The sequence below is a fragment of the Bradyrhizobium sp. 2TAF24 genome (genome assembly GCF_052115025.1).
In the GTDB taxonomy this organism is placed as follows: domain Bacteria; phylum Pseudomonadota; class Alphaproteobacteria; order Rhizobiales; family Xanthobacteraceae; genus Bradyrhizobium_A.
This window is the reverse complement of sequence record NZ_JBFRFW010000012.1, coordinates 157,906-183,019: the sequence shown is the minus strand read 5'-3', so window position 1 is coordinate 183,019 and position 25,114 is coordinate 157,906. Positions and strand designations below refer to the sequence as shown.

General features: G+C 68.6%; 24 protein-coding genes. 14 read left to right on the top strand and 10 right to left on the bottom strand.

What is annotated here, in order from left to right; all coding sequences use genetic code 11:
- Positions 1-105: 105 nt before the first annotated feature.
- On the top strand, positions 106-1,377 hold the full coding sequence (locus AB4Z37_RS19645) for a serine hydrolase domain-containing protein (protein ID WP_441518424.1): 1,272 nt from the start codon (positions 106-108) through the stop codon (positions 1,375-1,377).
- A gap of 16 nt (positions 1,378-1,393) precedes the next feature.
- Here AB4Z37_RS19645 and AB4Z37_RS19640 read toward each other — a convergent pair whose 3' ends face one another.
- The 3 genes from AB4Z37_RS19640 to AB4Z37_RS19630 form a co-directional block, all read right to left on the bottom strand.
- Positions 1,394-2,299 (bottom strand): SMP-30/gluconolactonase/LRE family protein, encoded by a 906-nt coding sequence (locus tag AB4Z37_RS19640; protein ID WP_441518423.1) that lies wholly within the window; start codon positions 2,297-2,299, stop codon positions 1,394-1,396.
- Entirely contained in the window at positions 2,296-3,015 is a 720-nt protein-coding gene (locus AB4Z37_RS19635) for a cytochrome b561 domain-containing protein (RefSeq protein ID WP_441518422.1), read from the bottom strand. Before AB4Z37_RS19635 ends, AB4Z37_RS19640 begins: the two co-directional genes overlap by 4 nt.
- A gap of 117 nt (positions 3,016-3,132) precedes the next feature.
- Entirely contained in the window at positions 3,133-4,170 is a 1,038-nt protein-coding gene (locus tag AB4Z37_RS19630) for a LacI family DNA-binding transcriptional regulator (protein WP_441518421.1), read from the bottom strand.
- A 205-nt stretch (positions 4,171-4,375) separates the two neighbouring features.
- Between AB4Z37_RS19630 and AB4Z37_RS19625 the strand changes: the two genes are divergently transcribed.
- Genes AB4Z37_RS19625 through AB4Z37_RS19605 form a run of 5 tightly spaced genes read left to right on the top strand, consistent with a single transcriptional unit; the run spans position 4,376 to position 8,377 of the window.
- Positions 4,376-5,719: an ABC transporter substrate-binding protein gene (locus AB4Z37_RS19625; RefSeq protein WP_441518420.1), complete on the top strand. Its 1,344-nt coding sequence runs from the start codon at positions 4,376-4,378 to the stop codon at positions 5,717-5,719.
- A gap of 8 nt (positions 5,720-5,727) precedes the next feature.
- Positions 5,728-6,618: a carbohydrate ABC transporter permease gene (locus AB4Z37_RS19620; RefSeq protein ID WP_441518419.1), complete on the top strand. Its 891-nt coding sequence runs from the start codon at positions 5,728-5,730 to the stop codon at positions 6,616-6,618.
- 1 nt (position 6,619) lies between these two features.
- Positions 6,620-7,492 carry a carbohydrate ABC transporter permease gene (locus AB4Z37_RS19615; protein WP_441518418.1) on the top strand — a complete coding sequence of 291 codons (873 nt, stop codon included), beginning with the start codon at positions 6,620-6,622 and terminating at the stop codon, positions 7,490-7,492.
- A 37-nt stretch (positions 7,493-7,529) separates the two neighbouring features.
- Positions 7,530-8,183: a cupin domain-containing protein gene (locus AB4Z37_RS19610; RefSeq protein ID WP_441518417.1), complete on the top strand. Its 654-nt coding sequence runs from the start codon at positions 7,530-7,532 to the stop codon at positions 8,181-8,183.
- Positions 8,180-8,377, top strand: a complete 198-nt coding sequence (locus AB4Z37_RS19605; RefSeq protein WP_441518416.1) for a hypothetical protein — start codon at positions 8,180-8,182, stop codon at positions 8,375-8,377. Before AB4Z37_RS19610 ends, AB4Z37_RS19605 begins: the two co-directional genes overlap by 4 nt.
- Before the next feature lie 189 nt (positions 8,378-8,566).
- Here AB4Z37_RS19605 and AB4Z37_RS19600 read toward each other — a convergent pair whose 3' ends face one another.
- Positions 8,567-9,718, bottom strand: coding sequence for a CaiB/BaiF CoA transferase family protein (locus AB4Z37_RS19600; RefSeq protein ID WP_441518415.1), 1,152 nt, complete (start codon positions 9,716-9,718; stop codon positions 8,567-8,569).
- 46 nt (positions 9,719-9,764) lie between these two features.
- Positions 9,765-10,718, bottom strand: coding sequence for an IclR family transcriptional regulator (locus AB4Z37_RS19595; protein ID WP_441518414.1), 954 nt, complete (start codon positions 10,716-10,718; stop codon positions 9,765-9,767).
- Positions 10,719-11,029: 311 nt separating this feature from the next.
- Here AB4Z37_RS19595 and AB4Z37_RS19590 point away from each other — a divergent pair, with 311 nt between their 5' ends.
- From AB4Z37_RS19590 to AB4Z37_RS19580, 3 genes are read left to right on the top strand one after another with little or no spacing between them, the layout of a single operon-like run.
- Positions 11,030-12,817, top strand: a complete 1,788-nt coding sequence (locus tag AB4Z37_RS19590; protein WP_441518413.1) for an acyl-CoA dehydrogenase family protein — start codon at positions 11,030-11,032, stop codon at positions 12,815-12,817.
- A 32-nt stretch (positions 12,818-12,849) separates the two neighbouring features.
- On the top strand, positions 12,850-14,088 hold the full coding sequence (locus AB4Z37_RS19585) for an ABC transporter substrate-binding protein (RefSeq protein ID WP_441518412.1): 1,239 nt from the start codon (positions 12,850-12,852) through the stop codon (positions 14,086-14,088).
- The gene (locus AB4Z37_RS19580; protein WP_441518411.1) at positions 14,085-14,570 is read left to right on the top strand and encodes a MaoC family dehydratase; all 486 of its coding nucleotides are present in this window, start codon (positions 14,085-14,087) and stop codon (positions 14,568-14,570) included. The genes AB4Z37_RS19585 and AB4Z37_RS19580 overlap by 4 nt, the downstream gene beginning before the upstream one ends.
- A gap of 59 nt (positions 14,571-14,629) precedes the next feature.
- Here the strand turns inward: AB4Z37_RS19580 and AB4Z37_RS19575 are convergent, their stop codons facing one another.
- Both AB4Z37_RS19575 and AB4Z37_RS19570 read right to left on the bottom strand, forming a co-directional pair.
- Complete coding sequence (locus tag AB4Z37_RS19575; RefSeq protein ID WP_441518410.1) at positions 14,630-15,235, bottom strand: glutathione S-transferase family protein; 606 nt, start codon at positions 15,233-15,235, stop codon at positions 14,630-14,632.
- A gap of 129 nt (positions 15,236-15,364) precedes the next feature.
- The gene (locus AB4Z37_RS19570; RefSeq protein WP_441518409.1) at positions 15,365-17,590 is read right to left on the bottom strand and encodes a DEAD/DEAH box helicase; all 2,226 of its coding nucleotides are present in this window, start codon (positions 17,588-17,590) and stop codon (positions 15,365-15,367) included.
- A gap of 374 nt (positions 17,591-17,964) precedes the next feature.
- Between AB4Z37_RS19570 and AB4Z37_RS19565 the strand changes: the two genes are divergently transcribed.
- A complete protein-coding gene (locus tag AB4Z37_RS19565; protein ID WP_441518408.1) occupies positions 17,965-18,642 on the top strand; it encodes a nitroreductase in 678 nt (225 codons plus the stop codon).
- Between the two features lie 82 nt (positions 18,643-18,724).
- Here the strand turns inward: AB4Z37_RS19565 and thrS are convergent, their stop codons facing one another.
- On the bottom strand, positions 18,725-19,915 hold the full coding sequence (thrS, locus tag AB4Z37_RS19560) for a threonine--tRNA ligase (protein ID WP_441518407.1): 1,191 nt from the start codon (positions 19,913-19,915) through the stop codon (positions 18,725-18,727).
- Positions 19,916-20,246: 331 nt separating this feature from the next.
- On the opposite strand from thrS, the gene soxR reads away from it, so the two are divergent.
- Both soxR and AB4Z37_RS19550 read left to right on the top strand, forming a co-directional pair.
- A complete protein-coding gene (soxR, locus tag AB4Z37_RS19555; RefSeq protein ID WP_441518406.1) occupies positions 20,247-20,720 on the top strand; it encodes a redox-sensitive transcriptional activator SoxR in 474 nt (157 codons plus the stop codon).
- A 188-nt stretch (positions 20,721-20,908) separates the two neighbouring features.
- Positions 20,909-21,331, top strand: coding sequence for a BA14K family protein (locus AB4Z37_RS19550; RefSeq protein ID WP_441518405.1), 423 nt, complete (start codon positions 20,909-20,911; stop codon positions 21,329-21,331).
- Between the two features lie 63 nt (positions 21,332-21,394).
- Here AB4Z37_RS19550 and AB4Z37_RS19545 read toward each other — a convergent pair whose 3' ends face one another.
- Positions 21,395-22,597, bottom strand: coding sequence for an MFS transporter (locus AB4Z37_RS19545; RefSeq protein WP_441518404.1), 1,203 nt, complete (start codon positions 22,595-22,597; stop codon positions 21,395-21,397).
- A gap of 337 nt (positions 22,598-22,934) precedes the next feature.
- The gene (locus AB4Z37_RS19540; RefSeq protein ID WP_441518403.1) at positions 22,935-23,192 is read right to left on the bottom strand and encodes a DUF6894 family protein; all 258 of its coding nucleotides are present in this window, start codon (positions 23,190-23,192) and stop codon (positions 22,935-22,937) included.
- Between the two features lie 325 nt (positions 23,193-23,517).
- On the opposite strand from AB4Z37_RS19540, the gene AB4Z37_RS19535 reads away from it, so the two are divergent.
- Together AB4Z37_RS19535 and AB4Z37_RS19530 are read left to right on the top strand one after the other, a co-directional pair.
- Positions 23,518-23,976 carry a nuclear transport factor 2 family protein gene (locus tag AB4Z37_RS19535; protein ID WP_441518402.1) on the top strand — a complete coding sequence of 153 codons (459 nt, stop codon included), beginning with the start codon at positions 23,518-23,520 and terminating at the stop codon, positions 23,974-23,976.
- Positions 23,977-24,149: 173 nt separating this feature from the next.
- Positions 24,150-25,082 carry a LysR family transcriptional regulator gene (locus AB4Z37_RS19530; RefSeq protein WP_441518401.1) on the top strand — a complete coding sequence of 311 codons (933 nt, stop codon included), beginning with the start codon at positions 24,150-24,152 and terminating at the stop codon, positions 25,080-25,082.
- Positions 25,083-25,114 lie beyond the last annotated feature (32 nt).

Here is a 25,114-nt window from a genome sequence, read left to right as displayed (position 1 = left end):
CATATCCTGCTGCCGCGGCTTTCGGCGCGTCGCGTCGGCGCCGTCATGGTGCTGCCATCGAGGCTGGCTAGGGACGCCGTCACAACCGCAGGAGTGCCGCGCCCCATGCCGATGCCGTCCGACGCCATTCGCCTCCTGTGCGCCGTGAGTGCTCTGTTCGTCCTCCCCCTGCTCGCCGCGCCGCCGGCGGCCGTCGCCGCGCCGGACGAGGATATCCTGGGCAAGGCGGAGGGATACCCGGTTGCGCCGCGCATGCGGGAGAGCCGCCGGGAGCGCTATCTCGTCGGCTCGTTCAGCGCGCTCGACACGCTCGGGCCGTCCTGCACGCTGGCGCCGGCATCGGCGCCGCTGCCGCTGCCGGCCGAAACGCCGATCAATTTCGGCTATCGCTTCCGCGGCGCGTCCTACACGCTCGACGATTATCTCCAGCGCCAGCGCGTCACCGCGATCCTGGTGCTGCACGAGGGCCGGATCGTCGCCGAGCGCTACAACTACGACCGGACGCCGGACATGCGCATGCTGTCGAACTCGATGGCGAAGACGATCACCGCGCTGGCGCTGGTCAAGGCGCTGGAGGACGGCTCGATCCGCTCGTTCGACGACACCGCCGCGACCTACGTGCCCGAGCTCGACGGCACGCTCTATGGCGGCACCAGGATCGTCGACCTCTTGCGCATGGCGTCCGGCGCGCGGTTTGTCGAGAGCTACGCGGCGGACGATGACCGGGCGCGCCACAACAGGCTGACGCGCGAGCGCGGCAACATCGCCGCCGCGCGCAGCGTTACCGAGCGCGCCGATCCCGCCGGCGAGCGCTTCAACTATGCCGGCGCGCAGACGCAGGTGCTGGGCCTCGTGCTGCGCGCGGCGACGCACACATCGCTCTGCGACTATGTCGACGCCAGGATCTGGCAGCCGATCGGCGCCGAGGCCAGGGCTACCTGGCTTGTGAATCCGTCCGATGGCCTTGAAGTGGCGCAGGGCGATTTCAATGCGACCGTGCGTGACTATGGTCGCCTCGGCCTGATGCTGGCCAATGACGGCATGGCCGCCGGCCATCGGGGCGTCGCCGCAGAGCATCTTCTCGACATGACCGATGCCGCCCGCCAGCCGCCGGCGTTTCGTCCCGGCCAGATGCGCTGGCATGACAGCACTTATCTCGGCTACGGCCTGCAGGTCTGGCTGCTGCCGGGCAGCCACCGCCGCTTCGTGTTGCTCGGCGTCTATGGCCAGGCGATCTTTGTCGATCCCGAGCTGAAGCTCGTCATGGTCCACATGGCGGTGGGCCGCGATGCGGCGGGCGATGCCAGCGGCACGCATCTCGGCGCGGAACGCGATGCGCTGTTCCGCGGCGTCGTCGCGCGCTACGGCTCGTGGTGACGCGGACCGCCGCGCCTCACACCGCGCCGCGGGTGTTGAGATAGATCGCGTACAGCGAGGTCTGGCCGCAGATGTAGAGGCGGTTGCGGCGCGGCCCGCCGAAGCAGACGTTGGCGACGATCTCGCCGATCGCGATGGTGCCGATGTGGGTGCCGTCCGGGGCGTAGCAGAACACGTCGCGCCCCGCCGAGGTCCAGATGTTGCCGTGGATGTCGCAGCGGAAGCCGTCGAAGAAGCCTTCCGGGCAAGTCGCGAACGTCGACGACGCGCCGAGCGTGCGACCGTCGCCACCAACCGCATAGGCCGTGATGGTCACGGGGAGATCGCGCTGGTGCGATGCGCCGGTGTCGACGACATAGAGGGTCTTTTCGTCCGGCGAGAACGCAAGGCCGTTGGGCTGCACGCGGTCTGTGATTACGGCGGTCAGCGCGCCGCTGTCGGGATCGAGGCGGTAGACGTTGGAACGGCCGATCTCCGACGGCGCGGCGATGCCCTCATAGTCGCTGTCGATGCCGTAGGTCGGGTCGGTGAACCAGATCGAGCCATCGGACTTGACCACCACATCGTTCGGCGAGTTCAGGCGCTTGCCTTCGAAACGGTCGGCGAGCACCGTGATCGTGCCGTCGTGCTCGGTGCGGGTGACGCGGCGGGTGAGATGCTCGCAGGTGACGAGGCGGCCCTGGCGGTCGGTGGTGTTGCCGTTGGCATTGTTGCTGGGCTGGCGGAACACCGACACCGAGCCATCGGTTTCGTCGAAGCGCATCAGACGGTCGTTGGGGATGTCCGACCACACGAGGTAACGCCCGGCGGCGAAGTAGGCCGGCCCTTCCGCCCAGCGGCAGCCGGTGAACAGCTTCTCCAGCAGCGCGTGGCCAATGGTGCGGGCGTCGAAGCGGGAATCATGGCTGACGAACGGTCTCATGGCTGTGCTCCGTGGCGCGGCGCCGGATGGCCCCAGATGGCGCGGTAGGTATCGGTCCAGCGCCCGGTGCAGGCGCAATGGACGACGGCGGCGAGATGCAGGCCGATCAGCCCGCCGAGCGCCGCGAGGGCGAGGTCGGGCGCATCGGCCAGCACCATGCCAGATATCAGGGCAACGACCGCGAGCGCCAGTGTCAGCCAGCCACCGGTCTTGTGCAGGGCTTCGAACAGCCGCCGGCGCGGCGTCATGTCATAGTGATCGCCGCGCAGCCGCGTGTCGGTCGGCCCGCCCATGGTGCCACGCAGCAGCGCGCCGGCGACCTGCAGCCAGCCGAGCGCCAGCGCGGTGAGCCCGAGTCGGCCATGCGCCGTCATCGCGCCGGCGCCGCCGGCGGTAGAGATCGACCAGATGGTGGCGAGGCCGAGCGTGGCGAGCAGCAGGCCGGCGGTCTGCAGCACGCGGTGCCAGGTCCACCAGAAACGGTTGTCGGTCTCGCGCGGGAAATCCTGGTCGCGCGTGACCTTGAAATAGCGGGCGACGATGGCGCCGGCCGGCAGCAGGATGCCCCAGGCATAGATCATCAGCGCGGCATGGGCGGCGTGGGCCGGTGACAGCGCGCCGGCCACGAGTCTGCCGAGGCCGGCCGCGAGGACGCCGCCGCCGGCCACGATCAGCAGCATCACGCAGGTTCGCCGCCGCCGCGCGCGATCGTCCATCCCCGCCGCCGCCTCCATGCGTGTGCGCGCCGCGACCCGGGGCGCGATTTTTGTTATCGATAACATCATAGAGGTTTCGGCCCGGGCGGTGCAATGGCCGCGTGGCGGGGACGGGGATCAGGCGCGGGTGGTGCCGCGCGGCGCCAGCGCCGTGTCGATGCGGATACGGCGCGGCTTGCGATCCCCGGTCGCCGCGCCGTGGTCGTCATGCGGGGCGTGGCCGAGCAGCTCCAGCAGCAACTGCCCGGTCTCGCGGCCGATGCGCGGGCCGTCGACCACGGTGGTGGTGAGCGCGGGCAGGCAGCAGCGCGACACCTCGAAGTCGCCGAAGCCGACCACGGCGAGACGGCCGGGCACGTCGATGCCCATCGCCTGCGCCTCGGTGAGCACGCCGAACGCCGCCGGATCGGACACGCAGACGATCGCGTCGAGGTCCGGCCACTGCGCCAGCATGCGCGGCAGCGCGGCGCGGCCCTGCAGCATGCTGATCGGCGGGGCGGCCTCATCGTGCAGCAGCGCCGGCAGGCCGAGGTCCTCCATGGCGCGGACGAAGCCCTGGCGGCGGCGCGCGCCGCGGGTGCCGCGGTCGTTGGTTTCGCCGAGATAGGCGATGTGGCGGTGGCCGTGCGCGGCGAGGAAATGCACCGTGCGGGCGATGGCATCGGCGTTGGAGAAGCCGACCACGTGCTCGATCGGATGGCTCGGCCAGTCCCAGATCTCGACCACCGGAATCGCGGCCTTGCGCAACAGCGTGCGCGACCGCGCCGAATGGCCGTCCGACACCAGCACCACCGCCTCCGGGCGGCGCTGCAGCAGCGTGGCGAGCAGCGGTTCCTCGCGATCGCTCTCGTAGTTGGTATAGCCGATCAGGATCTGCAGCCCTGCGGTCTGCAGCGTGTCGGCGAGCGCGTGCGTGGTTTCGGCGAAATGCGGATTGTTGAGCGAGGGCACCAGCAGCGCCACGAAGCCCGAGCGCTGCGACGACAGGCTGCCCGCGATCTGGTCCGGGACGTAGCCGATCTCCCTGACGATGCCGAGGATGCGCTGGCGCGTTTCCGGCGACACCGCGCTGTCCTGCTTGAGCGCCCGCGACACCGTCATGGCGGAAACGCCGGCGATCCGGGCGACGTCGGACATCTTGGGGCGGCGCGTCATGGCTTCGAGCAATCGTTTGAGTCGGGTTCCCGCGAGGGTAGCGACTTGTCGCGGGCCGTCATCGATGTTATCGATAACATAAGAAGAAAGCCAGAGGCGCAAAAGCCCGGGGCGCGCATTGCAGCGATCGCCCGGATGATCGGCGAGCGGACGGCGGGCATCACCGCCATGCGCGCGTCAGGAGAAGACCACAGGGGAGGACGAGATGGGCATTTCACGTCGTACGGCTCTCAAGGCTTCACTCGGATCGGCGGTGGCGGCGTTCGCCGCGCCCGTCGTGGCCCGCGCCGCGGACAGCGGCTGGGCGGCCCTGAAGGGCCAGACCATCGTCGTCAACTGGCCGGCGCATCCGCACTATGAAGCGGCCAAGAAGCTGCTGCCCGACTTCACCGCCGCCACCGGCATCAAGGTCGAGCTCGACGAGATGCAGTACCTGCGGATGAAGGACGCGCAGGTGCTGCAGATGAGCAAGCCGCAGGGCGACTACGACGTCGTCGTCTATGTCATCATGTGGAAGACCGAATACGTCCAGCGTCAGTTCCTGACCGAGCTGGAGCCGCTGTTCGCCGACGAGCGGCTGGCGATGAAGGACTACGACCGCGCCGGCATCATCAAGGCGTACTATGAAGGGCTCGGCCTCGTCGGCGGGCCGCGCGGCTACCTGCCCGGGCCGGGTGCGAAGCTCTACGGCATTCCCTACGGCGCCGAATGCAGCGTGCTGGCCTACCGCAAGGACATCTTCGCCAGACACGACCTGACGCCGCCGCGCACCTATGACGAGATGCTGGCCGCGGCGCGCGTCATCAAGGACAAGGAAGGCGGCATGGGCGGCCTCGCGCAGCGCGCGCAGGCCGGCCACCAGGTGACGGCGGGCTGGCTCAACCACCTGTCGCCGTATGGCGGCCAGGTGATCGACGATCGGTTCGCACCGCAGGTCGCGGCGGCGCCGGCGCTGCGCGCCACCGAAGTCTACAAGACGTTTATCGACACCGGCCCCGCCGGCGGCGCCGCGTTCGATTTCGGCCAGTGCATGAATGCCTTCCTGCAGGGGCAGGCGGCGATGTACTGCGACACCATCTCGATCTTCGGCCCGGCGCGCGATCCGGCGCGCTCTAAAGTGACGGACACCGTCGGCTATCTCGTGCATCCCAAGGCGGTGCGTCATTCCGGCGAACTCGGCGGTTTCGGCATGGCAATCCCCAGGAATTCGGGCCGGCGCGACGCAGCGTTCGCCTTCATCCAGTGGATGACGGCGGCGGCGCAGGACGTGCGGGTGACGGCGCAGGGCGGCCAGCCGACGCGCTGGGCGACGCTCGATCATCCCGACGTGAAGAAGATCTATCCTGTCGATGTCTATCGCCAGTGCCTGGAAATCTCCAATCCCGACTGGCGCCCGATCATCAACGAATGGACCGAGATTTCCGAGAAGGTGCTGGGCCTGCGGCTGTCGGAAATCGCGACCGGCAAGGCGCAGATCGGGCCCGCGATGGAGACCGCCGCATCGGAGATCAAGGCGGTCCTGACGCGCGCCGGCTACTACAAGACCTGAGGGCGACGATGCTCGGGCGTCTCGGTTTCGACCGCAGGCTGGCGCCGTACGTGTTCGCGGCGCCGGCCGTGCTGATCATGCTGTTCGGCCTGTTCTATCCGGTCGTCGAGGCGGTGCGGCTGTCGTTCTATGAGGTGCGGCTCGGCGAGGCGCCGACGCCGCAGGCGTTCCGTGGTCTTGCGATCCTCGCCGAGGCGCTGGCGGATGCCTCGGTCCGCACCTCGATGCTGGTGACGCTGCAGTTCGCGGCCGTCGTCGTCGCCGTGGAGATGGGGCTCGGCGTCGCGCTGGCGTTGCTGCTGGAGAAGCCGATTCGCGGCATGAGCGTGTTCCGCACGCTGTTCGTGCTGCCGATGATGATCGCGCCGATCTGCGTCGGCCTGATCTGGCGCTACATGTTCGATGTCAATGTCGGCCCGGTCAATGCGCTGCTCGGGTTCGCCGGATGGAAGCCGGCATGGCTCGCCGAGCCGGACCTCGCCTTCGCCGCGCTGTGCATCACCGACATCTGGCAGTTCACGCCGTTCGTGTTCATCCTGGCGCTGGCCGGCCTGCAGGGGCTGGATCCGTCCGCGGTCGAGGCGGCACGCATCGACGGCGCCTCGCCACTGCAGATCATCCGCTACATCAAGCTGCCACTGCTGATGCCGATCCTGATGATCACCGTGCTGATGCGGCTGATCGATGCGCTGCGCGGGCTGGAGGTGGTCTACGCCCTGACCAACGGCGGGCCGGGGCTCGCGACCGAGCTGTTCTCGCTGCACATCTACAAGTCGGCGTTCGTCACCCAGCGCATGGGACATTCGGCGGCGCTGTCGGTGTGCCTGCTGGTGGTGACCACGGTGCTCAGCGCGCTGCTGCTGGCATGGCGCCATCCGATGCGGCGCAGGGGAGGCTGAGATGCAGGACGCCGCCGTCCGCGAACTGCCTGCTGGTCTCGATGCGCCCGTGGCGCGGTTCACCGTGCCGCGCCCTGGCGACACGCTGCGCTTCGCTGTGCTGGCGCTGCTCGCCGCGTTCTCGGTGCTGCCGATCCTGGTGATGCTGTCGACCTCGCTCAAGACCCAGAGCCAGACCTTCGGCGACTTCACCTTCCTCGCGGTGCCGACGCTGGAAAACTATCGCAGCGTGCTCGAGGGCCGTTTCCTCGGCTATCTCGCCAACAGCGTGATCGTCAGCATCGCCGCGACGCTGCTGACGCTGGTGTTCGGCACCATGTGCGCCTATGCGCTGTCGCGTTTCCGCTTTCGCGGCCGCTCCTCGCTCGCCATCGGCACGCTGCTGCTGCGCACCGTGCCGCCGGCGGTGCTCGCCATCCCTGCGTATTTCATCCTGACGCCGCTCCATCTCGACGGCCTTACCGGGCTGGTCATCTCCTATGTCGCGCTGAACCTGCCGTTCACGATCTGGCTGCTGTACGGCTTCGTCGAGCAGGTGCCGGTCGAGCTCGAGGAGGCGGCGACCGTGGACGGCTGCGGGCCATACCGGCTGTTCTTCACGCTGATCCTGCCGCTGCTCAAGCCGGGTCTCGCCGCTGCGGCGATCTTCACCTTCCGCATCGGCTGGAACGAGCTGGTGCTGGCCTCGATCCTGACCAACCGCGCCAGTCGCACGCTGCCCTACGGCGTTTACCTCTACATCACCGACGTCGGCGTCGACTGGGGCCGGCTGATGGCCGCGGGCATGCTGGTGGCGCTGCCGCCGCTGATCTTCACCTTCGTCGCCGCGCGCCAGATCATCGCCGGTCTGACCGCGGGCGCGGTGAAGGGATGACTGCTCAACGTTCACGAACCGACGGGAGAGAGGATTGATGAATATCAAGGGCGATCGCAAGGAGCTTGCGGTGACCTACAACACGGCCATCGGCGCCTGGTTCGGCCGCTCGCGAATGATCTCGCGTGACGAGATGCTGAACTGCGTGTTTCGCTTCGGCGAGCTGCCCTCGAACGATCTCGCCTTCATCGACGCGGCGATTCCCGGGCACAGCCGCACGCTGCTCGGCGCGCTCGGCCGCGGCACCGCCGAGCAGGATCTCCGGCACAAGGTCGAGAGGGCGGAGAATTATCATATCGATTTCATCCGCGCCGAACCCGGCAACGGCGCGGCGCTGCACTCTCATGATACCGAAGAGACCTTCATTTGCCTCACCGGCCGTTGGCGGGTGTCGTGGGGCACCGACGGGGGCGATAGCGTCGAACTCGATTACCTCGACGGGATTTGCTGCCCGCCTGGGGTGATGCGCTCGTTCGTGAATCTCAGCGACCAGCCAGCGCTGCTGCTGTCGATCCTCGGCGGCCGCGATCCCGGCAACGTGGTGTGGTCGGAGGCGATCCAGTTGCGCATCGCCGCCGGCCAGCGCCGTATCGCCGGCACCGCGGCGCCGCGGCAAGGGGAACGGGCGGAACTGAGTCCATCTGCGGCCATTGCCACCATCAGGGCAGGGCGCGAAGGCGGGGAGGCATGATGGCATCCAGTCGGCGGGATAACGAGCGGCACAGCGACGACACGGCAAAGACCGAACAGTCGCTGCGCCTTGTCCAGGCGTTCTCGACCCTCGACAGCAGCGCCGTGCGCGAAGCGCTGCTCGTGCTGGTCGAGCATCTCGGCGCAGCCCGGGAGCGGCCGCGATCGCGGGAGCGCGATAGGGGGAAGCCATGACGCTGGAAAATAAGGGAGCGCCGCGTGTCTCAGACGGCGGCTACCGTCAACCCGTTTAGGCCATTCAAAAGGCGATTGCTTTCGCAGGGCAAGCGGGCAGCCGCAGATCGAGCCTGCGCATGACGCGGTGCGTACGGCTGGCACTGAGCGGTAATCGGACAGCCCGGGCTTGTTTCGGATCGGCGGGCATCACCTTTCCCACGCCTCGTCGATCGACAATCCGGCGATCACGGCCGCACCGGCCGCTTCGCGGCGCGGGGCCGGCCGGCGGATGGCGGGGCGGACGCCGTCGAACGACAGCGGCAGGCCGATCAGCTCGACCGGGGTGTTCGCGTCGGGACGCTGCAGCAGGCCGAGCGCCGCGGTCTGCGGATGCGCCAGCGCCTGCGGAATGCTCTGGATCGGCGCGCAGGGCACGCCCGCGGCCTCCAGCCGCTCCGCCCAGACGGCGGCATCGTCGGCGGCAAGGCCGGCGGTGATCATGTCGTTGAGCAGCGGGCGATGGCGCACCCGCGCCTGGTTGGTGCTGAAGCGCTCGTCACTGGCCCACTCAGGATGACCGAGCACGCGCGCCAGCTTGGCGAACAGGCGGTCGTTGCCGGCGCCGATGATCAGCGGGCCGCTGCGGGTCTGGAACGCGCCATAGGGAAACAGCGACGGGTGGCTCGCGCCCTCCGGCCTGGGCGCCACGCCGGACGCGAGATAATTGGCGGCATGGATGCCACCCCAGCACAGCGCGGTCTCCAGCAGTGACGCCTGGATCAGCCGGCCCTGGCCGGTGCGGGCGCGCTCGATCACCGCCGCGAGCACGCCGATCGCCGCCCACATGCCGGTGCCGAGATCGACCAGCGAGGGGCCGCAGCGCACCGGCGATCCGCCGGACTCGCCGGTGATGCTCATCAGCCCGCCGAACGCCTGCAGCAATAGCTCATAACCCGGCCGCTCGCGCAGTGGTCCACGATGGCCGAAGGCGCCGAGCTCGCCATAGATCAGGCGGGGAAAGCGCGCGCGCATATCAGCGGCGCCGATCCCCATCGCGTCGGCGACGCCCGGGCGCAGGTTGTGCAGGAACACGTCGGCGCTGCCGATCAGGGCGATGAAGCCGCCGCGCGCGGCATCGTCCTTGAGGTCGACCGCGAGCGTGCGCTTGTTGCGGTTCATCTGATGAAACAGCGCGGCGTCGTCGTGCCAGAATGGCGGGCCCCAGTGGCGCGCGTCGTCGCCGCCGTCCGGCTTCTCGGCCTTGATGACGTCGGCGCCGAGGTCGGCGAGGATCTCGGCGGCGAACGGCGCGGCCAGCGCCTGGCCGAGCTCGATCACCCGCAGGCCGTTGAGCAGCATGTCATGTCCTTCCTGGGAGGTGTGGGGGATGAGGCGAGGTGAGGCATCAGGTCGCGTGCGGCGGCGCGTCCGGATCGATGGCGGGCAGCGCGCCCGGGGCTTCGCGCGCGATCAGGTCGCGCATGCGGCGGATGATGCCGCGCGCCTCGGCCTCGATCGCGGCACTGGCGCCGGCCACCGCGATCGCCAGCGCCGGCGTGCGGCCGGCCGGCGTGAGCTGCATGGCGATGGTGCTGAGCCCGGGCGTGCCGATGTCGCGGGTGTAGGCGAAGCCCTGGGCGCGGATCGCCGCCAGCGCCGGTTGCAGCTCGGCGAAGCGCATCGGCGGCGTGGCGAGGCCGTCGGCGGCGATGCGATGCATGATGCGCCGCACCTCGTCGTCGTCCATCAGGCTGAGCAGCACGCGGCCGGGCGTCGAGCGCGTCAGCAGGCGCAGGCCCCCGGGCTCGAGATAGTAGCGCACCGGCGTCGTGCCCTGCACCACGTTGATGTACTGGCTGTAGAGCCCGTTGCGGCTGGCGACGAAGGTGGTGAGGCCGGTGGCGGCGTTGAGCTCGCGGACGATGGTTTCGAGGTTACCGCCCGGCAGGATGCGCTCGCGCAGCCAGCCGCCGACCAGCGCGATGCGTGCGGATGGCACATAGGTGCGGGTGCTGCGATCGTTGTCGAGATAGCCGAGGTCGACCAGGCATTTCAGCAGCACCGAGGTGCTCGACGGCGGATAGCTGAGCCGGCGCGCGATCTCGGTCATCGACGCCGGTCGCTGGATCTCGGCGAAGTATTCGAAGATGCGCAGCACGCGATGCGCCGATTTCACCGTCGCCGGTTCCGGCCCGGCGTCGGCGGCGCGGAAGGAATCGTCGCAGCGGTTGGCTTCGATCACCGTGGCGGTGGGATCGTCGACCCGCGCCCAGATCCGTTCGGCGGCGATGCGCCGGCGGCCGCGGCGCTGCGGCCGCGGCGCGTCCGAGCGCGGTACGTCTGAGCGGGCTCCCGTCATCCCGGCGTTCCCAATCCCATGCGGATGCGGGCGATTGCGTGTCGCCCTGTTGTGCGCCGGAGTGTGGGCCGGTGCGGGCGCGATCGTCAATGGCGGCGAGCCTGCGGGCGATGCATGGCCCTGTGATCCGGCCTGTGCCCGGATTTCCTTTCACGTATCTGAAATCTTTTGGCGGTGCGGCGCGGCACGCTGGACAAGGCGGGGGCGGCTCCGAAATGCTCCGGCCACGGCACGCCCGCGTCGCGGCATGCCGGCCGGTCAGGCCGTTCCGCTCCCAATCACACGCGGCCGACCGCACGGAGGAACACGCCATGCATGGACGCCCCCATTCCCCGCGGCCGGCCGATGCCGCGCCCGTTCCGCAGGCTGATGCCGCGCGCCATGTCGCGCCGGATTGTAGCGGGCTCAACTTCTACGCCATCGATCGCGGCGTGCGCGACCTGCTGCGGCTCTATCTGCCGGCCGATGATGTCAGCCATCTGGAACCGCACTTCCATCGCCTCGGCGCGCTTGCCGGCGGCCGGCTCGACGAACTGGCGCGCGCCGCCGACCGCCATGCGCCGGTGCTCAACCCCCGCGACCGCTTCGGCCGCGACGAGGACTGGATCGACTATCATCCCGCCTACCGCGAGATGGAGGCGATCGCGTTCGGCGATTTCCAGTTCCACGCCATGACCCATCGCGCCGGCGTGCTCGGCATGGACCGGCCGTTGCCGGTGGTTGCGAAATACGCCTTCCAGTACCTGTTCGTGCAGGCCGAGTTCGGGCTGATGTGTCCGATCAGCGTCAGCGACACCTCGATCCATCTCATCCGCAAGTTCGCGAGCGCGGAGCTGCAGGCCTATCTGCTGCCGAAGATGCTGTCGGCCGACATGGCGACGCTGTGGAAGGGCACGCAGTTCATGACCGAGCGCGCCGGCGGATCCGATGTCGGCGCGATCGAGACCGTGGCGCGCCGCGACGGCGACGTCTGGCGGCTCAGCGGCGACAAGTGGTTCTGCTCCCATGCCGATGCCGACGTCGCGCTGCTGCTGGCGCGGCCGGAGGGCGCGCCCGCCGGCACCGCCGGCCTTGCGCTGTTCGCGCTGCCGCGCCGCCTCGAGGATGGCCGGCGCAACAGCTACCGCATCGTGCGCCTCAAGGACAAGCTCGGCACCCGCTCGATGGCGAGCGGCGAGATCCGCCTCGACAACGCGGTCGCCTACCTCGTCGGCGCGCCGGACCGCGGCCTCAAGCAGATGATGGAGCAGGTCAACCTGTCGCGGCTGTCGCACGGCGTGCGGGCGGCGGCGATGATGCGGCGCTGTGTCAACGAGGCGCTGGCCTGCGCGCGCGGTCGTGTCGCCTTCGGCAAGACCATCATCGATCATCCGCTGCTGCGGCGCCAGCTCATGAAGCTGATCGTGCCGGCCGAGCAGGCGCTGTCGGTGGCGATGCTGGCGGCGAGCGCGATGGACGCGGCCCATGCCGGGGGCAACGACGCCGCCGACCTCGTGCGCATCCTGACGCCGCTGCTGAAATACCGCGCCTGCCGCGACAACATTCCGGTCGCCACCGGCGCCATGGAGATACGCGGCGGCAACGGCTACATCGAGGAATGGGTGCATGCGCGCCTGGTGCGCGACGCCCATATCGGCGTGCTGTGGGAAGGCACCAGCAACATCAACGCGCAGGACATCGTCAGTCGCGCGGTCGGCAGGAGCGGCGCGCAAGCCGTGCTGCGGCGGACGCTCGCGGCGCGCCTCGATGAGGCCACCGCGCTGCCGGCGGCGTTCCGCCAGCGCCTGCACACCGCGTTCGAGCAAGCGATCGCGTTCGCGGAGCAGGTGGCGCGCGATCCCGCGTCGCAGACCGCGGTGCGGCTGGCCGCGAGCGCGCTCTATCACGCCACCTCGGCGGTGCTGCTGGCATGGGAGGGCAGCCGTCCCGGCGTCGATCCGCGGCGCGCGCTGCTGGCGCGCTTCGTGCTGGAGCATCGCCTGTCGCCGCGTGACCCGCTGGCGCTGCCGGACGATCGCTGGGAGCAGGGCGCCATCGCGCTGGTGCTGGATGACGCGCCGGCAACTGCCGCGCAGGTCGCAAAGCTGCTGGAGGCGTGACGATGACGGTCGTGAACGAAAAGGGAGAGCCCATGACGCGCGCATCCGGCCGGCTGCGGTTGGCAGCACTGCTCGGCATGCTTGCCGGCTTCGCCGCCGCGCCGGCCGCGGCGCAGGTGTCCGGCGATGTGGTGCGCATCGGCGTCATCAACGACATGTCCGGGCTGTATTCCGATCTCGGCGGCGAGGGCGCCGTCGAGGCGGCGCGGCTCGCGGTCGAGGATTTTGGCCCGACGGTGCTCGGCAAAAAGATCGAGATCGTCGCCGCCGACCACCAGAACAAGCCTGACATCGCCTCGGTGATCACACGGCGCTGGATCGACGAGGGCGGCGTCGACGCCATCGCCGACGGCGGCAATTCCGCCACCGCGCTCGCGATCCAGGGCATCGTGCGCGACAAGAAGCGCATCTTTCTGATCTCGGGGCCGGGCAGTTCGGACCTCACCGGCAAGCAGTGCTCGCCTTATGGCTTCCACTTCACCTACAGCACCTATGCGGAGGCCTCCGCCGTCACCAAGGCGCTGCTCAAGCAGAAGGAGGACACCTGGTTCTTCCTGACCGCGGACTATGCCTTCGGCCATGCGCTGGAGCGCGACGCTTCCGGCTTCGTCGCGAGGGCGGGCGGCAAGGTGCTCGGCGCGGTGCGCCATCCGCTCGGCGCCTCCGACCTGTCGTCGTTCCTGCTGCAGGCGCAGAACTCCAGGGCCAAGGTGATCGCGCTCGCCAATGCCGGCGGCGACACCGTCAACAGCCTGAAGCAGGCGGCCGAGTTCGGCATCGGCAAGAGCGCCGACCAGCGCATCGCCGCGCTCTTGATGCTGATCACCGACGTGCATTCCCTCGGCCTGCAGGCGGCGCAGGGTATCATCTACGCCACCTCGTTCTCCTGGACGCAGAGCGCGGCGACGCGGGCATTCGGCGAGCGCTTCATGGCGCGGCGGCGCGGGCAGGCGCCGACCATGATCCAGGCCGGCGTCTATAGCGGCGTGATGCACTACCTCAAAGCCGTGCAGGCGGCGGGCACCGATGACGCCGATGCGGTCGCCGCGGCGATGCGCAAGCTTCCGGTCGACGACTTCATGTCGCAGAATGCGCGGATCAGGGCCGACGGCCAGGTGCTGCGCAACATGTACCTTGTGCAGGTCAAGACCCCCGCGGAGTCGAAGGGGCCGTGGGACTATGAGAAGGTAATCGCGACCATCGCGCCGGAGGACGCCTGGCGGCCGCTGGCCGAGGGCGGTTGCGAGCTCGCCAAAGAGGAGACGAAATGACTGATCATGCCACCGCCGCGCCGTTCGATCCGCAGGCCCATCGCGTGGTGCCGACGCGGCCGGTGCGGGACCTCGCCGTCGGCGAGGTGTTCCGCCTGCCGAGCCGCACCGTGACGGAAGCGAACTTCGCCGCCTTCCAGGTGGTGTCCGGCGACAACCACCCCATCCACTACGACGTCGAATATTGCCGCCGCCAGGGCCATCCCGGCCTGCTCGCCCATGGCCTGCAGGTGCTGTGTTTCACCGCCGCCGGCGCCGGGCTGTTTCCCCATGTCATTGGCGAGGCGCTGGTCGGCTTCATCAGCCAGTCGTCGCAGTTCCACAAAGGCGTCTATGCCGGCGACACGCTCTATCCGGCGCTGACGGTCGCCAGTGTGAAGCCGCAGCGCACCACCGCGGTGCTGACGCTGTCAGCCACCGTGCACAACCAGCGCGGCGAACTCGTGCTCAGCGGGGAGCAGGCTTACCTGGTAAGGCTGTAGGGTTAAGTGGACTAAGGGTCTGCGGTGAACGAGATTTTGTATCATGTTCACCGCGGGGGTCATGGCTCCGTTACGTGGAAGAAGGGCTCTTCCGCGAGTCTTCTGGTCAAGTCGCGCAGGCGCGGCGTCTGCGCGTCGGTATCGATGCCGCGCGCACGGGCGAGGCGTTCGGCGATGACAGCCGTCACATCTGCCTGGGTGAGGCGATCCAGCAGCACATATCGCTTGTTGGGGGCAATCGTCTCATCGACAGCGACGAGGGCGTTCTTAACCTGAGCCAAGCAGTCGTCAATCCATGGCTGATACTGTTTCTCGGGAGGGCGCCGGTTACGCTCGTAGGCGGCATGAAGGCACTTCTCGCAGGCTCCCATCATGATCGCGGCGACCTTTAGCACTGCGCGGCGATCGGCACCCTCGCGCGGTATCAACGGCCGATCCTCACCATATGCTTCGTCGAGATGATCGATGATCGCGTTGCTGTCGATCAGTGTTTCGCCGTTATCAAGTATCAGAGCCGGTATGCGGCCGAGCGGATTGCTGGTTCGTACCTCGGTGCGATTGTCGAAGCCCGAGAGTGCCCGCTGCTCAAACGGCACACCGTAAATATTGAGTGTGATTGCAACGCGCCGCGTAAATGGTGACCGATTTACCCCAATCAGTAACATTGCAGCTCCATTGTCTCCCCGGCTTCAGGACCCCTCTTCGTAGCAACTGTATCTCATACTGGAGCAGCCCTCCACGCCCGCAACTATCGTTACCATCAGGCGCCCGTGCGCCTGATGGCGTGGTGACACTCAGCGCCGCGTCCGCTGCTTTGGCTTCTTGCCGTGGCCGCCCTTGGCCGGCGCGGACTTGTCGCGGTGCTTCTTCTTGCCGAAAGCGGGCTTGGTCTTGCTGAACGACGGCTTGTCGGAGAACGCTGCGCCGCCGTCGCCGTGCTTTTTCGTCTTGAAGGCGGGCTTTTCGGAGAATGCCGAGTCGCCGTCGCGGTGCGGCTTGTCACGATACGGCTTGCTGCGACGGGGTTCGTCACCGCGAGATCTTTCACCGTGCCTGTCGTCGCGCGCAGGCTTGTCGTCACGGAATGCGCCGCGGCCGGTTGCGTCGTCGGCAAACCTGTCGTCGCGAAATTTCGGACGACGAGGCTTGTCGTCGCGGAACGCGTCGCGCGGCTTGTCGGCGGACTTGTCATAGGCCTTGTCATACGACTTGCCGCGATGCTTCGGCGGCGGCGCGTCTCGCTGCCCATCGTCGCGGCGGCGCGTGCCGCGGTCCTCGTCGGCCGGACGTCGCGGCGCGGGGGGCCGATCGCCCCACGGGATGACGTCGTCGACCACCGGCCCGGCGGGCGCGCCCGTCAGCGGCTCGATGCGGATGCTGTCTTCCTTGTCGGGGCGCTTGACCTTGGCGGCGAAGTCCTCCGCCACCCGCTCGGAGATCTCGAACTCGGTGGTGGTGTCGTGAATGCGGATGGCGCCGATGTCCTGGCGGTCGATGCCGCCGCGGCGGCAGATCATCGGCAGCAGCCAGCGCGCCTCGGCGTTCTTGCGCCGGCCGATGGCGGCGCGGAACCAGACGGTCGCCTCGGTCATGCCATGGCGCGCCTTGCCGGCTTTCGGCCGGGGGCGGTCCTCCCGATCGTCGCCGCGCGGCGGGCGATCGTCGCGCGGGCGGTCACGGTCCCTGGTGCGCTCCTTGCCGCGCCCCTCGCCGGGATCGAGCACATCCTCGGGGGAGGGCAGCCGTGCGCGATAGAGCCGCGCCAGCGCGGTGGCGATGTCCTCGGCCGAGCGCTCGGCGAGCAGCGCCTGCGCCAGCACGAGGTCGTCGGGCGTGGTCTCGTCGGTGAACATCGCGTCCTGCAGCATGCGCTCCTGGTCGCGCCGGCGGATCTCGTCGGCCTGGGGCGCGGCGCCCCAGATCGCCTCGACGCCGGACAGATCCAGCAGCAGCTCCGCGCGCCGCCGCCGCGCCGGCGGCACCAGCAGCACGCTGACGCCCTTGCGGCCGGCGCGGCCGGTGCGGCCCGAGCGATGCTGCATCACCTCGGGATCGTTCGGCAGGTCGGCATGGATGACGAGGTCGAGGCTCGGCAGGTCGATGCCGCGCGCGGCGACGTCGGTGGCGACACAGACGCGGGAGCGGCCGTCGCGCAGCGCCTGCAGCGCCCGCGTGCGTTCGTTCTGCGTCAGCTCGCCGGACAGCGCCACCACGGAAAAGCCGCGCTCGAGCAGCGCCGCCTGCAGATGCCGCACCGCCTCGCGGGTGTTGCAGAACACCAGCGCGCTCGGCGACTCGAAATAGCGCAGCACGTTGACGACGCCGTGCTCGACGTCGCCGGCCGCGATGCGCAGCGCGCGATACTCGATGTCGGCATGGCCGCCTTCGTCGCCGGCGACCTCGATGCGGTGCGCGTCACGCTGATACTGTTTCGCCAGCGCGACGATGCCGCGCGGGAAGGTCGCTGAAAACAGCAGGGTGCGGCGCGTTTCCGGCGTCGCCTGCAGGATGAACTCCATGTCTTCGCGGAAGCCGAGGTTGAGCATCTCGTCGGCCTCGTCGAGGACGACGGCGGTCAATTCCGAGACGTCGAGGCGGCCGCGCCGCAGATGATCGCACAGCCGGCCGGGCGTGCCGACGACGATGTGCGCGCCGGCGGCGAGCTCGCGCTGCTCGCGGCGCGGATCCATGCCGCCGACACAGGCGACGATGCGGCCGCCCGCGTGCTCGTAAAGCCAGGACAGTTCGCGCTGGACCTGGAGGGCGAGTTCGCGGGTCGGCGCGACGATCAGGGCGCGCGGTGCACCGGCGGCTTCGAAGCGCTCGGCGTCGCCGAGCACGTCGCTGGCCATGGCAAGGCCGTAGGCGACGGTCTTGCCCGAGCCGGTCTGGGCCGAGACCAGCAGATCGCGGCCTGCGGCGTCATCAGCGAGCACGGCGCTCTGCACGGGGGTGGGCTGGTCGTAGTTGCGCTCGGCGAGCGCGCGGGCGAGCGACGGACTGGTGGTCGAAAATGACAAGAGGAGAAACCTTGACTGGTTCAGGCCGGAAACGTCGTGCCGGGGGGACCTGAGGCTGCGAGCCCGGAACACGGAGAGCCGCACGTGGCGGCTGGATGGCGATCCTTTACGGCAATGGCGGCGGAAGCGCCATGCCCTCCAGCGCATGGCGTCCACGGGAGGTCGGTGCGATCCACCTCAACCTACTATATACAGCGGGTCACCCCCAAAAAGACACATAGCGATCGCCCTTTGCGCCTGCCATGGCCGCCGCGCCGACAGGCAGAACAGATTCCGGCAGGCCGTCTGCCGAGCGGAATATCCCGTCTTGCGCGCAGCCTCGTCCGCCGCAAATATCGGGCGAGCTTCAGGTCTCAGTGAGGAATTTCAAGCCTATGCAATTTGACGACGTGATTCTCGGCCGCCGCAGCATCCGTGGCTACAAGCCGGATCCGGTGCCGAGGGCCCTGATCGAGGAAATCATCACCCTGGCGATGCGTGCGCCGTCGTCGATGAACACCCAGCCCTGGAACTTCTACGTCGTCACCGGTGAGCCGCTCGACCGCATTCGCGCCGGCAACACCGAGCGCATGGTGGCAGGCATTCCGCAGTCGCGCGAGTTCCGCACCGGGCAGGCCTTCACCGGCCAGCACCGCGACCGCCAGGTCGGCGTCGCCAAGCAGCTGTTCTCCGCGATGGGGATCGCGCGCGACGACAAGGAGATGCGGCAGGACTGGGTGCTGCGCGGCTTCCGCCAGTTCGACGCGCCGGTGTGCATCATCGTGACGTATGATCGTGTGCTGGACGGCAGCGACGATACGCCGTTCGACTGCGGCGCGGTGGCGACTGCTCTTGTCAATGCCGCGTGGTCGCGCGGCCTCGGCGCCGTGATCAACAGCCAGGGCATCATGCAGTCGCCGGTGGTGCGCGAGCATGCCGGCATCGCCGACGACCAGGTCATCATGAAGAGCATCGCGCTGGGCTGGCCGGACGAAACCTTCCCGGCCAATGCGGTCGTGTCCGAGCGCAAGTCGGTCGAGGAAGCCACGGTGTTCGTCGGGTTCGACGGGTAGGGATCCTATCGCTCAAGAATGCCGGAAAACGTGAGCTATAGAACCCGGGTCTATCGTTCGCAGACAGTTGCCGGCACGGCATCTAGCCGTGCCGCGTTCTCTCCTTCAGCCGCGCCACCGCCTCAGCCAGGGGGACGTCGGCCTGCGCGCCGTCGCGCTCGCGCAGGGTCACCCGGCCGTTCTTCATCTCGCGCGCGCCGATGATCGCCATCACCGGCACTGCCATGTCCCGCGCCTCGACGATGCGCCGCGACAGGGTGTCGGCGCCGTCATAGGCGATGGCGCGCAGTCCCGCGTTCTCGAACGCGGCGACAACGTCCGCAGCGTAGCCGGCGTGATCCTGCGAGATCGGCGCAACCGCGACCTGGTCCGGCGACAGCCAGAACGGCAGCACGCCGCCATGGTGCTCGAGCAGGATTGCGATCATGCGACCGAGCGATCCGAAGATGGCGTGATGGATCATCAGCGGGATCGCGCGGCTGCCGTCAGCCGCGACATAGGACGCGCCGAGCCGCTCCGGCAGCACGCTGTCGAGCTGCACCGTGCCGCATTGCCAGGATCGTCCCAGCCGGTCGCGCAGCGCGAATTCCAGCTTCGGTCCGTAGAACGCGCCTTCGCCGGGATTGATCTGAGGCGCGAGGCCGCATTGCCGCGCGGCATCGCCGAGCTGCATCTCCGCCCGGTCCCATGCGGCGTCGTCGCCGGCGCGCACGGCCGGCCGCGTCGCCAGCGCCACGTCGTATTCGGAAAAGCCGAGATCGCGGTAGACCTCGTCCAGCAGGGCGATGAAGCCTGCGACTTCGCCCGCGACATCCTGTTCACGGCAGAACACATGGGCGTCGTCCTGCTCGAAGGCGCGCGTCCGCATGATGCCGTGGAGCGAACCGGACGGCTCGTTGCGGTGGCAGGCGCCGAACTCGGCATAGCGGATCGGCAGTTCCCGCCACGAGCGCAGTCTCCGGTTGAAGATCTGCACATGGCACGGACACGACATCGGTTTCAGCGCCATCACCAGATCGCCGTCGTCGACCCGGAACATGTTGTCGCCGAACTTGTCCCAGTGACCGCTGCGGCTCCACAGCGCCTGCGGGAGCAGCTGTGGCGTGCGGACTTCGGCATAGCCGGCGCCGCGCATCCTGCGCCGCAGATAATCCTCCAGCACGCGGTAGATCGCGTGGCCGCGCGGATGCCAGAACACCATGCCGGGCGCATCATCCTGCACATGCCAGAGCTTGAGTTTGACACCGAGATGTCTGTGGTCGAGATCGTCCATGGCTTTGTTTCCTTGTGGGGAGAAAAAGCGCGGACGGGGATCGGCACAAACAGAACAGGCCCCGTCCGTCGCCGGCGGGGCCTGTTCTGGGTGAAGAACGCTTATTCTTAGCGCGCGCAACCAGCTGGCGATCCGCCGTGAGCGGTCGCGGTGGTGGTCAGTGCGGCTGGAAGCAGCTTGTTCATGCCCTTTATATGGCGGCAAAACACCGGGCCGTCAACGACGGACGCACCGAGCGCTTGCGCAATGCAAACCGGCAGCAGATATAGAACCTCAATATTAGTTGAGGTCGAGCTGGGTCCGGAGACGCAGCGTGGAACGCGAGTACAACATGGCCAAAAAGCCGGCGCGCGAATTGTCGGTCGGCGAGGTCGCGATGCGCAGCGGCGTCGCGGTGTCGACGCTGCACTTCTATGAGAGCAAGGGCCTGATCACGAGCCGGCGCACGGCGGGCAACCAGCGCCGCTATGACCGCGGCATCCTGCGCCGCGTCGCGATCATCCGCATCGCGCAGCGTGCCGGCATTCCGCTCGCCGACGTCAAACAGGCGTTCGCCGCGATCCCGGCAGACCGCATGCCGAGCGCGCGCGACTGGTCGCGGGCGATGAAGGACTGGGCCGCGACGCTCGCCGCCCGCATCGAGGCGCTGACCCAGCTGCGCGACCAGCTCAACGGCTGCATCGGTTGCGGCTGCCTGTCGCTGAAGGACTGTCCCTTACGCAATCCGAACGACCGCCTTGCTGAGGAAGGTGCCGGCCCGCGTATCCTGCTGAGGACGCGCCGGACCAAAATACCGGTGCCATGACGCCGACGGCGTACCGTGGCGATCCGCGACGGCTGGCGCTAACGGGACGATGCGGTCGCATCATCCACGTCGCCAGTGGACATCATGCGAAGATGATGGCGGCATCACCGGGTAAAAGTTGATCTGACAGGCTCTGCCGATTTGGCTACCCTTGCCGTTGGGGGGCGGACAGCCATGGAGCAACGCGTATGAACATGTGGATCCGGTCGGGGCATCTCGCTGCCGCATTGGCGGTGACGGCAAGTCTGGCGATGCCGCTCGGCCAGGCGTCGGCGGCGCCGATGATTGGTCAGCCACCGCAGAAGGCCGTGGCCTCCGGTCTTGTGGAGAACGTGTACTGGCGCGGTCGCGGCTGGGGATGGGGCGGGCCGGTCGCCGGCGGCATCATTGCCGGAGCGCTGATCGGCGGCGCGCTCGCCGCGCCTTACGGTTATGGCTACGGCTATGGGCCATATGGCTATCCGCCCGGCTATTACGCGCCGGGGCCGGCCTATTACGGTGCGCCGCCGCCGGGCGGCGACGAGGAGTACTGCATCCGCCGCTTCCGCTCCTACGATCCGGCGAGCGGCACCTATCTCGGCCACGACGGCCGTCGGCATCCCTGCCCGTAACGCGATGTTCCGCGGCGGTCGCGCGGCCTGACCGCGGACCGCCGCGATCGGCCTTGCAGTCGATCAGCCTTTCAGCTTTTCCGTGGCCGCGCCCGGCGGCAGCGCCGCTGTGTCGGTGCGCTGCATGCCGCGGAAGATCACCAGCAGCGCCAGCGCGATCACCATCATGGCGGCGGCGAACAGCAGCGGCGCGGTGGTGGTGCCGCTGAGGTCACGCAGCGAGCCGGCGAAGGCCGGCAGCACCGCCATGCCGCCATAGTAGCAGGTGAAGTAGAGGCCCATGCCGGCGGCGCGGTTTTCCGGCCGCAGCACCTCGACCGGCAGCGTCATGATCGGGCCGGCCGGCAGGCCCGCCGCGAGCGCGATGACGATGAACAGCAGTGCCGGCAGGCCGGCCACCGGCAGCGCCGCCGCGGTGATCGCGGCGATGATGAAGCCGCCGGCCATCAGGAGGTTGGGGCGGCCGGTGCGGGCGGTGAGCAGGCCGCCGACCACGATCATCGGCACCAGGAACCAGCCCAGCAGGCTGACGAGGCCGCTCGCCTGCGCCAGCGAATAGCCGCGCGCGACGAAAAATTCCGGCGCGAAGCTGATCAGCACGATGAAGCCGACATTGTAGACCGCCCAGATCGCGCCGGCGACCAGCGACATGGTGATCTCATAGGCGCTGAGCCGCGGCAGCAGCGTCGGCGCGCGCCCGGCGGATGCGCCGGGTGGCGTGCGATAGACCGCGACCAGCAGCAAAAGGCTGGCGAGCGAGAATGCCGCGCCGGCCATCATCAGCGTCGGCCAGCCGAACGTGCCGGCGACGGCGTGACCGCCGGCAAGGCCGGCGCCGATGCCGAGCGGCCAGCTCGTCACCAGGATCGCCAGCGCCGCGGTGACGCTGCGGTCGGTGAACCAGTCGGCCAGCAGCTTGGTCAGCAGCACGTTGAGCAGCACCGCGCCGGTGCCGCTGACGAGGCGGCCGAGCGACAGCATGCCGAGCGTGGTGGCAAAGCCGGTGATGACGCCGCCGATCACCATCAGCACGAGGCCGCCGAGCACGACATTGATGCCGAAGCGCTGGCCGAGCAGGCCGCCGGGCAGGGCGATGACGACGCCGGGCAGGAGATAGAGCCCGATCAGCGTGCCGATGTCGGCATAGGACAGGCCGAGCTGACCGACCAGCAACGGTGCGCTGGAGCCGACCGTTTGGAATTGCAGGGCCATCGCCGTGCGCGCGATGAACAGCACGGCGAGCATAATCCAGCGCGTTCGGAGCATGATGCCTCGACGGTCAGCGGAAGCGGGGGCGTTGAGCCAACGCACCAAGCACAACTCGGTGGCGTTTTTCAAGCCGCTCATCAGCTGCAGGTTGCAGGGGTGGCCGCCACTCGCGGACTGGTGTGCCAGCCCGGGGCGGCTTTGTAGCGGCATTCGGCCACCGGTCATCTTCATTGAAGGAAAATTTTCTCCGAGGCGTTCGGAGCGGGGCACTGCATGCGGCATCGGTGTGGCCAGGAGAGGCGGTTGTGCTGGCCGTGATGAACGGTTGGCGCCGGGCGGCCATCGGCCCCCGTTCGATAACATGGTGAATAAAAGATTGCGGCGGCAGCGGCGGTCAGTGCTTCACGGTGTCTTCCGCCGAGGGATCGAACAGGGCTTCGGAGAACGGAAATTCCAGCACCACCTGCCCGTCGCGGTCGGTGACCTCGAGCGAGGCGGCGAGCAGGTGGCGCGGCTGGCCCTCGCCGCGCAACAGCTCACGGATGGTGGTGCGCGCCACCTCCCAGACCTGGTCGGCGTCGCGCAGCACGATGCCGTCCGGATCGCGCACGAGGTCGTCGCCGACGCGGGTGTTGAAGAAGAACTTCGGCATGATCCTGATGCTCCGATGGCGGCAACGGCGCCTGCTCTGGCCCGCATGCGCCGCGATCACAAGGCCGCGCATTGTCGCAAACGACCAGGCAATGCCACGAACGACGACGCCGCGTCGCAAACGGCGACGCGCGATTGGAAAACGCGATTACCCGGCGCTTACTTGGTCTCTCCGCCCTGTCTTGACGTCGACGGGGCGGCGTCGCAAGCAACAACTTCGTGAGCAGGCCGGTTGTGTTGCCGTGATGGCTCGGACATCACAGGTGGGCAGCGCGACGCCGCTTTCACCAGCCGCATTCACCTGCAACCATCTGGGGGAGATCATCATGACACGACGCTTGATCATCGGCGCGGCGGCGCTTGTCGCGCTCGCCGGCCAGGCCTTGCCGGCGCGCGCGGCGGATGCGGCGCAGCTCGAGGCCAACAAGAAGGCCGTGGTGGCGTTCTACGAGAAGGGGCTGAACCAGAAGGACTTCGACGCCGCGGCAGCCTATTTCGGCGCGCAGTACGTCCAGCACAATCCGACCGCGCCGGACGGCATCGCCGGCTTCAAGGCCTTCATCGAGATGCTGCGCACCAAGTTCCCGAACTCGCACAGCGAGATCAAGCGGGTGTTCGCCGACGGCGACTATGTCATCCTGCATGTGCATGCGGTGCGCGAGCCGGGCACGCGCGGCGCCGCCATCGTCGACATCTTCCGCCTCGACAACGGCAAGATCGTCGAGCACTGGGACGTGCGCCAGGACGTGCCGGAGACGGCGGCGAACGCCAACACCATGTTCTGAGCCGTCACCGGCCGTCGCCGTCGAAACCGGCCGGCACTGGATTTACTGGCCGGGGCGCGCCCTGGAGCGCGTTCGCTTTTGAAACGCGAACGTGCTCTCATTTTTGTTTTGACGCGTTTTCGTCACGCCAACCGGTATCCACTTCGCTCGAAAACGCTCTAGTATTGCAGGTGATGATCGAAACCCGCCTGCTTCGCCAGTTCATCGCGGTCGCCGAGGAACTGCATTTTCACCGTGCGGCCCAGCGCCTGAACATGGCGCAGCCGCCGCTCAGCCAGGCGATCCGGCGGCTGGAGAAGGAACTGCGCGTGCCGCTGTTCACGCGCAGCCGCCGCGCCGTCACGCTGACGCCGGCTGGTGTCGCCTTTCTCGATACCGCGCGGCGTACGCTGGCGCAGCTCACCGACGGCGCCGACCACGCCCGCCGCGTCGCGGCTGGCGTCGCCGGGCGGCTTGCGGTGACCTTCCTCGAATCCGCCGCCTACGACCTCCTGCCCGGCGTGCTGCGCGCGTTCCGCGAGACTTATCCGGACGTCGAGCTCGCGCTGCAGGAGGCGACCAGCTTCGAGCAGGTCGAGGCGCTGCGCGACGGCACGGCCGATCTCGGGCTGATGCGCTGGCCGGGTGTGCCGACGCCCGGTCTTTCGTTCGAGCGCGTCGCGCAGGAGCCGATCGTGGTGGCGCTGCCCGACGATCATCCGCTGGCGCGGCTGCGTACGGTGCCGCTGCAGCGCCTTGCCGGCGAGGGTTTTGTGTTTTCGCCGCGCGACAAGGGCGCGGGTTTTTACGACCAGATCATCGGCCTGTGCCGCCTCGCCGGGTTCTCGCCGCGCATCGTGCAGGAGGCGCGGCAGATGCCGACCATTGTCGGCCTCGTGGCCGGCGGGCTCGGTGTCGCGCTGGTGCCCAGTGCGCTGATGCGCGGGCGCCGCGACGGCGTCACGTTCCGCCCGCTTGCGGTCGATGCGCCCAGCAGCATGACCCATGTCGATCTCGTCGCCGGCTGGACCGGCTCGCGCGCCTCCCCGGTGCGCACTGCGTTCCTCGCCACCGTCAGGCAGGTCGCCGCCGCTGAGACGCGCACCGTCTCACTGGCGACCGAATAAGATATTTTACAGCCCGCGCTGGCGACGCCACC